The 5,750-nt window shown below is 65.5% G+C and carries 8 protein-coding genes; 1 reads left to right on the top strand and 7 read right to left on the bottom strand.

The features are described from left to right. On the top strand, window positions 1–253 hold a 253-nt coding region (locus JYJ84_RS26985; RefSeq protein ID WP_205189671.1), incomplete at its 5' end, for a glycine zipper 2TM domain-containing protein. Window positions 254–382: 129 nt separating this feature from the next. Here the strand turns inward: JYJ84_RS26985 and iscX are convergent. The 7 genes from iscX to JYJ84_RS26950 form a co-directional block, all read right to left on the bottom strand. Then, on the bottom strand, window positions 383–592 hold the full coding sequence (gene iscX / locus JYJ84_RS26980; protein ID WP_122945785.1) for a Fe-S cluster assembly protein IscX: 210 nt from the start codon (window positions 590–592) through the stop codon (window positions 383–385). A gap of 19 nt (window positions 593–611) precedes the next feature. Continuing rightward, window positions 612–953: an ISC system 2Fe-2S type ferredoxin gene (gene fdx / locus JYJ84_RS26975; RefSeq protein WP_122945786.1), complete on the bottom strand. Its 342-nt coding sequence runs from the start codon at window positions 951–953 to the stop codon at window positions 612–614. Between the two features lie 88 nt (window positions 954–1,041). After that, on the bottom strand, window positions 1,042–2,910 hold the full coding sequence (gene hscA / locus JYJ84_RS26970) for a Fe-S protein assembly chaperone HscA (RefSeq protein WP_175222656.1): 1,869 nt from the start codon (window positions 2,908–2,910) through the stop codon (window positions 1,042–1,044). Window positions 2,911–2,964: 54 nt separating this feature from the next. Then, on the bottom strand, window positions 2,965–3,492 hold the full coding sequence (gene hscB / locus JYJ84_RS26965; protein WP_174954738.1) for a Fe-S protein assembly co-chaperone HscB: 528 nt from the start codon (window positions 3,490–3,492) through the stop codon (window positions 2,965–2,967). A 97-nt stretch (window positions 3,493–3,589) separates the two neighbouring features. Further along, entirely contained in the window at window positions 3,590–3,913 is a 324-nt protein-coding gene (gene iscA, locus JYJ84_RS26960) for an iron-sulfur cluster assembly protein IscA (protein WP_014896627.1), read from the bottom strand. A gap of 65 nt (window positions 3,914–3,978) precedes the next feature. Next, complete coding sequence (gene iscU, locus JYJ84_RS26955; RefSeq protein ID WP_006481982.1) at window positions 3,979–4,386, bottom strand: Fe-S cluster assembly scaffold IscU; 408 nt, start codon at window positions 4,384–4,386, stop codon at window positions 3,979–3,981. A 68-nt stretch (window positions 4,387–4,454) separates the two neighbouring features. Beyond that, window positions 4,455–5,678 (bottom strand): IscS subfamily cysteine desulfurase, encoded by a 1,224-nt coding sequence (locus JYJ84_RS26950; RefSeq protein WP_122945787.1) that lies wholly within the window; start codon window positions 5,676–5,678, stop codon window positions 4,455–4,457. Window positions 5,679–5,750: the final 72 nt, after the last annotated feature.

The following is a 5,750-nucleotide window of genomic DNA, read 5'->3' as shown; positions in this document are numbered from 1 at the left end:
CGCGGCGGGCGGCCTGTTGGGCAACCAGTTCGGTCACGGCAACGGCCGCACCGCGATGACGATCATCGGCGCACTGGGTGGCGGCCTGGCCGGCAACCAGGTCGAAAAGCAGGTGCGCGCGGAAACCGACTACCAGGTGCAAGTGCAGATGGAGAGCGGCGCGACGCGCACGTTCACGTACCACAACCAGCAGCCGCCGTTCGGCCAGGGCCAGCGCGTGCGGATCGAGAACGGGACGCTGGTCGGCGCGTGATCGCGTGACTTCCCTGCCCGCGTCACGTGCGCGGGCACCCGGCCTGAAAATGAAAACGGCTCGTGAGCAATTGCTCACGAGCCGTTTTTTCATTGCCAGCCGCGTGCGCCTTTGCGGCGCAAACGCTGTTCAGTCTTCGTCGTCGAAGTCCGATTCGTCGATCCAGTGCGCCTGGATCGCTTCGAGGATCTTCTCACCGGAATGCTTCGGATCGTCGTCGAAGTCGTCGAGCTCCAGCACCCACTGGCGCAGGTCGACGAAGTTGATCCGCTGCGGGTCGATGTCCGGGTACTTGTCCGCCAGCGCAATGGCTAGTTCACGCGAATCGGTCCATTTCATCGCCTGCCTCCGGTTCCTGTCAGTGGTTTTCCTTCGCGTGGTTGATCGAGTACTTCGGAATCTCGACCACCAGGTCCGAATCTTCCTTCACGAGCGCCTGGCACGACAGGCGCGACGTCGGCTCGAGGCCCCACGCCTTGTCCAGCAGATCGTCTTCGTCCTCCTCGGACGGCGTCAGATCGTTGAAGCCTTCGCGGATCACCACGTGGCACGTCGTGCACGCGCACGACTTCTCGCATGCATGCTCGATCTCGATCCCGTGTTCGAGCAGGTTGTCGCAGATACTCTTGCCGGGCGTCGCGTCGATCACCGCGCCATCCGGGCACAGTTCGACGTGAGGCAGCACTACCAGTTGAGGCATGTCCGTTCCGTCAGTCAGGGTGCGGCGCCAGGCGCCGCACGGTTCATTATCGCGCGGGCCGTCGCCGGCCGATGCGCAGTGCGTGAGTTCAGATCTCGTCGAGCCGGCGGCCCGACAGCGCGCGCTTGATGCTCTTGTCCATCCGGCGCGCCGCGAATTCGTCGGTGCCGTCGGCCAGCGCCTTGGTCGCCGCTTCGATCGCGTTCGTATCGTCGCCTTGCGCGACCGCGCTCAGCGCCGCGGCCAGCGTGTCGACTTGCGTGCGTTCGTCCGCGTCGAGCAGTTCGCCGTCGGCCGCCAACGCGGCCTGCGTCGCCTCGAGCATCCGCTCGGCCTCGACCTGCGCTTCACGCAGCGCGCGGGCGCGCATGTCGATTTCGGCGGTCTTGAAGCTGTCCTCGAGCATCTTCGCGATGTCGTCGTCGGCAAGACCGTACGACGGCTTCACGACGACCGATGCCTCGACGCCCGACAACTGCTCGCGAGCGAACACCGACAGCAGGCCGTCCGCGTCGACCTGGTAGGTCACGCGAATGCGTGCGGCGCCTGCCGTCATCGGCGGAATGCCGCGCAACTCGAAACGCGCGAGCGACCGGCAGTCGGCGACGAGCTCGCGCTCGCCCTGCACGACGTGGATCGCCATCGCGGTCTGGCCGTCCTTGAAGGTCGTGAATTCCTGCGCGCGCGCGATCGGAATCGTCGAGTTGCGCGGAATGATCTTCTCGACGAGGCCGCCCATCGTCTCGACACCGAGCGACAGCGGGATCACGTCGAGCAGCAGCCAGTCGTCGCCGGTGCCGCGATTGCCTGCGAGCAGGTCGGCCTGGATCGCCGCGCCGAGCGCGACGACCTGGTCCGGATCGAGGTTCACGAGCGGCGGCTGGCCGAAATGCTTCGCGACCGCGTCGCGAATCACCGGCATGCGCGTCGCGCCGCCGACGAGCACGACACCCTTGATGTCGGCCGGCGTGACCTGCGCGTCGCGCAGCGCCTTGCGGGTCGGCGTGAGCGTGCGCTGCACGAGCGGCTCGACGAGCGACGCGAACGTGTCGTGCGAGATCGTCTGCACGAGGTGCGCGCCACCCGACAGCGTGACGTCGAGCGACGCCTGCGGCGCGGACGACAGCGCTTCCTTCAGCACGCGCACACGGTCGAGCAGCAGACGCACGTCCTCGGGCGCAAGCGTCTTCGCGTCGATGCCGGCCTGCGCGAGCACATGACCGAACAGTGCATGGTCGAAATCGTCGCCGCCGAGCGCGGAATCGCCGCCCGCGGCCAGCACTTCGAACACGCCCTTCGTCAGCTTCAGGATCGACAGGTCGAACGTGCCGCCGCCGAGGTCGTACACCGCGTAGAGGCCTTCGGCCCCGTTGTCGAGACCATAGGCAATCGCCGCGGCGGTCGGTTCGTTCAGCAGGCGCAGCACGTTGAGGCCCGCGAGGCGCGCGGCATCCTTGGTCGCCTGGCGCTGTGCTTCGTCGAAATACGCGGGCACCGTGATCACTGCGCCGACCAGGTCGTCGCCAAGCGAATCTTCCGCGCGATAGCGCAGCGTCGCGAGAATCTCGGCCGACACTTCGACCGGGCTCTTCACGCCGTCAATCGTACGGATCTGCACCATGCCCGGCGCATCGACGAATTCGTACGGTGCGTTCGCCGCGCCTTCGACCTCGGCCTTGCCGCGGCCCATGAAGCGCTTCACCGACACGATCGTGTTGCGCGGATCGGTCGCGGCCTGCTCTTTCGCCTCGTGACCGATGCGGCGGCCGCCCTTCTCGAGATAGCGGACCACCGACGGCAGCAGCACGCGACCCGCTTCGTCCGGCAGGACTTCGGGCACGCTGTTGCGTACGGCCGCGACGAGCGAGTTCGTCGTGCCGAGATCGATCCCGACGGCGAGTCGCCGCTGATGCGGCGCCGGCGCCATGCCCGGTTCGGAAATTTGCAGTAAAGCCATCTTGGTTCGTTCGGGCGCTCGGCCCGTTTGCTGCGCGTGCCGCAAGGCACGCGGTTAAGTTTCGAGGCGCTCGATCTGCGCGCCCACTTCCGACGCGACCCGTTCGATGAACATCAGCTGGCGCACGGCTTCGGCGGCCGCCTGATCGGCGCCGCTGTCGAGCAGCGTGCCGAGGCGCTCCACCCGCACGCGCCGCTCTTCGCGCAACTCGGCGAGCAGCGCGTCGAGCGCGTCGACGTTGCGGGCGGCCGCGGCATCCTCGATGCCCTCGCGCCACTCCATCTGCTGCATCAGGAACGCCGGCTCCATCGCGGTGTTGTTTTCCGCACCGATGTCGACGCCGCGCAGCGACAGCAGATACGACGCGCGCTTCAGCGGATCGCGCAGCGTGCGGTACGCCTCGTTCGCGCGGGTTGCCCATTGCATCGCGATGCGCTTCTGCGCATCGCCGGCCGCCGCGAAGCGGTCCGGATGCACCTGCGTCTGCACCGTCCGATAGGCGGTGTCGAGCACCGTCTCGTCGAGCGCGAATTGCGCCGGCAGGTGAAACAGGTCGAAGTGGCTGTCTTTCAGCGAGACCATCGTCGCGTTCAATTCCGGTTCGTCGCGCGGCAAACGCCGCACATTAAAAAGGCGGCCCGTGCCGCCTCTTGCCCGCATCGCGCGGAGATCCGCGTGGTCACACGCGGAACGATTCGCCGCAGCCGCACTCGTCCTTCACGTTCGGGTTGTTGAACTTGAACCCTTCGTTCAGGCCTTCGCGTGCGAAATCGAGCTCGGTGCCGTCGATGTAGGCCAGGCTCTTCGGATCGACGATCACCTTCACGCCATGGCTCTCGAACACCTGATCCTCGGGAGCCAGCTCGTCGACATACTCGAGCTTGTACGCGAGCCCCGAGCACCCGGTCGTGCGAACGCCAAGCCGCAGGCCCACACCCTTGCCGCGACGGACGAGGTATTTCTGGACGTGCTGTGCTGCTTTTTCGGTCAGTGTAATTGCCATGATGTCCTTGCCGCGGCGCGCCACCCGGGGCTCGCCGCGGTCCTTCTCAAGCTGCTCGATGCCGCTCAGGCTGCTGCCTGATCGCCTTCCTTGGTGTCGTGACGCTTCTTGTAGTCAGCCACGGCTGCCTTGATCGCGTCTTCCGCGAGGATCGAGCAGTGAATCTTCACCGGCGGCAGCGCGAGTTCTTCCGCGATCTGCGTGTTCTTGATCGACAGTGCTTCGTCGAGCGTCTTGCCCTTCACCCATTCGGTGACGAGCGAGCTCGATGCGATCGCCGAACCGCAACCGTAGGTCTTGAACTTCGCGTCTTCGATCACGCCGTCCGCGCCGACGCGGATCTGCAGCTTCATCACGTCGCCGCAGGCCGGCGCGCCGACCATGCCCGTGCCGACCGTGTCGTCGTCCTTCGCGAACGAACCGACGTTGCGCGGGTTTTCGTAGTGATCCAGAACCTTGTTGCTGTAAGACATGACTCAGACTCCTTGACTCGTTACGTCTGCGTGCGCGAATCCGCCCGCGGGTATGTTCAATCCGGCGCTCAGTGTGCGGCCCATTCGATCGTCGACAGATCGATGCCATCCTGGTGCATTTCCCAGAGCGGCGACAGTTCGCGCAACTTCGCGATCTTGCTGTTCAGCAGGTTGATCACGAAATCGACTTCCTGCTCCGTCGTGAAGCGGCCGACCGTGAAGCGGATCGAGCTGTGTGCCAGCTCGTCGTTGCGGCCGAGCGCACGCAGCACGTACGACGGCTCCAGCGACGCCGACGTGCATGCGGAGCCCGACGACACCGCGACGTCCTTGATCGCCATGATCAGCGACTCGCCTTCGACGAAGTTGAAACTGATGTTGAGGTTGTGCGGGACACGGCGCTCCATGTCGCCGTTCACGTACGTTTCCTCGATTTGCGACAGGCCGCGCAGCAGCTTGTCGCGCAGCATGCGGACGCGCTCGTTTTCCGTCGCCATTTCTTCGCGTGCGATGCGGAACGCTTCGCCCATACCGACGATCTGGTGCGTCGCCAGCGTGCCCGAACGCATGCCGCGCTCGTGGCCGCCGCCGTGCATCTGCGCTTCGATGCGCACACGCGGCTTGCGGCGCACGTACAGCGCGCCGATGCCCTTCGGGCCGTAGGTCTTGTGCGCCGAGAACGACATCAGGTCGACCTTCAGCTTCGCGAGGTCGATCGCAACCTTGCCGGTCGACTGTGCGGCGTCGACGTGGAACACGATGCCCTTCTCGCGGCAGATCTCACCGATCGTCTCGATGTCCTGGATCACGCCGATTTCGTTGTTCACGTGCATCACCGACACGAGGATCGTGTCCGGGCGCAGCGCGGCCTTGAACACGTCGAGGTCGATCAGGCCATCATCCTTCACGTCGAGGTAGGTGACTTCGAAACCGTCGCGCTCGAGCTCGCGGCAGGTATCGAGCACGGCCTTGTGCTCGGTCTTCACCGTGATGATGTGCTTGCCCTTGCCCTTGTAGAAGTTCGCGGCACCCTTGATCGCGAGGTTGTCCGATTCCGTAGCGCCGGACGTCCAGATGATCTCGCGCGGATCCGCGTTCACGAGCGCGGCCACGTTCTCGCGCGCTTCCTCGACCGCACGCTCCGCATCCCAGCCATACGCGTGGCTGCGCGACGCCGGGTTACCGAACTGCTCGCGCAGGTACGGCACCATCTTGTCGACCACGCGCGGGTCGACCGGCGTCGTCGCGCTGTAATCCATATAGATGGGCAGGTGGAGAGTGTCTTGGGTCATCTGTCGCTCCGGGAATTCTGTGCAGGGACTATGTGCGTTATGGGGTATGGCGGCGCCTTCGCGCTCACGAAC

The sequence above is a fragment of the Burkholderia sp. LMG 13014 genome, from assembly GCF_905232215.1.
In the GTDB taxonomy this organism is placed as follows: Bacteria; Pseudomonadota; Gammaproteobacteria; order Burkholderiales; family Burkholderiaceae; genus Burkholderia.
Note: the sequence above shows the minus strand (reverse complement) of the source record. Positions and strands in the feature narration are given on the sequence as shown.

What these genes read in the sequence shown, in the direction of transcription:
- iscX (WP_122945785.1), bottom strand. Translation starts at nt 592, where the DNA reads ATGAAATGGACCGATTCGCGTGAACTAGCCATTGCGCTGGCGGACAAG.
- fdx (WP_122945786.1), bottom strand. Translation starts at nt 953, where the DNA reads ATGCCTCAACTGGTAGTGCTGCCTCACGTCGAACTGTGCCCGGATGGC.
- hscA (WP_175222656.1), bottom strand. Translation starts at nt 2,910, where the DNA reads ATGGCTTTACTGCAAATTTCCGAACCGGGCATGGCGCCGGCGCCGCAT.
- hscB (WP_174954738.1), bottom strand. Translation starts at nt 3,492, where the DNA reads ATGGTCTCGCTGAAAGACAGCCACTTCGACCTGTTTCACCTGCCGGCG.
- iscA (WP_014896627.1), bottom strand. Translation starts at nt 3,913, where the DNA reads ATGGCAATTACACTGACCGAAAAAGCAGCACAGCACGTCCAGAAATAC.
- iscU (WP_006481982.1), bottom strand. Translation starts at nt 4,386, where the DNA reads ATGTCTTACAGCAACAAGGTTCTGGATCACTACGAAAACCCGCGCAAC.
- JYJ84_RS26950 (WP_122945787.1), bottom strand. Translation starts at nt 5,678, where the DNA reads ATGACCCAAGACACTCTCCACCTGCCCATCTATATGGATTACAGCGCG.